At 64.4% G+C, this 851-nt stretch carries 2 protein-coding genes; one reads left to right on the top strand and one right to left on the bottom strand.

What is annotated here, in order from left to right; genetic code table 11:
* On the bottom strand, positions 1–282 hold a 282-nt coding region (locus EN993_RS37530; protein WP_206532496.1), incomplete at its 3' end, for a hypothetical protein.
* 85 nt (positions 283–367) lie between these two features.
* Here EN993_RS37530 and EN993_RS36335 point away from each other — a divergent pair.
* A partial coding sequence (locus EN993_RS36335) for a hypothetical protein (protein ID WP_206532495.1) occupies positions 368–851 on the top strand: 484 nt, incomplete at its 3' end.

The following is an 851-nucleotide window of genomic DNA, read 5'->3' as shown; positions in this document are numbered from 1 at the left end:
GAAGCTGCTGAGGACGTGTTCGACGTCTATTTGCCGCTCCTGCGCCACGAGCAGCAGCTCGGTTTCGGCCTCGCCATTCGCAAGGACGTTCTGCGTCGGCGCGGCATCATTCAGTCGAGCGCGATGCGCCATCCAGCGCCCAAGCTCACCGCCGTTGATCACAAGGAGCTTGATGAACTGATGGCTCGCCTTGAGCGCAAGCTCGGCCGCTGACCACAGGCCGTAGGCAATGAGCGCGGTCCAGCCTGGGGCATCGGACGGAGCTGCCCAGGAGATCGGCACGCGGCAGCATCTCGATTTTCTGTTCGATGCATCGGGTTGGCGCAGTCATGGCGAAAGTCATTGGCACCATTGTGGGGAAGGGGCCATGGCTGGTCGCGAAATGCTGGCTCTTGCCCTGGCAGACCAGGCGTCGTCGCCGATCCCGGTAAGTCCGTTGGCAGACATTGCCGCTATCGTGCGGCAGAGCGCAAGTCGCGGTCTGCCGCTGATACTGATACTCGGCGGCGGTCGGATTGTCGACGAGGCGCGCCAACAGGCTGCGTTGTCTAACCTGTTGACATGCCTTTCGGCTTACCGGAACCAGGCCCCGGTCGTAGCAGCCGCGCTTAGACCATTGGTCGGGCCACTCGCCCTCGCCGTGCGGCTTGCCGATATTGTATGCTTGGGTCCGCAGGGCAGTCTCGCCTTGGCCGACGAGCCGACCGTCCGCCAAGTCCTGCCGTCGATCGGCGAGACGCAGGCCGTCGGCGTGCTCGACAGTGCGTTCGCATGCGACGCGAGCGCGCTGCTCGGACTTCGGCAGATCGTCAATCTCCTGCCCGCCGGAAATGGCTGGGAGTGGCGGGAGC

The organism is Mesorhizobium sp. M7D.F.Ca.US.004.01.2.1 (genome assembly GCF_003997785.1).
GTDB lineage: Bacteria > Pseudomonadota > Alphaproteobacteria > Rhizobiales > Rhizobiaceae > Mesorhizobium > Mesorhizobium loti.
Note: the sequence above shows the minus strand (reverse complement) of the source record. Positions and strands in the feature narration are given on the sequence as shown.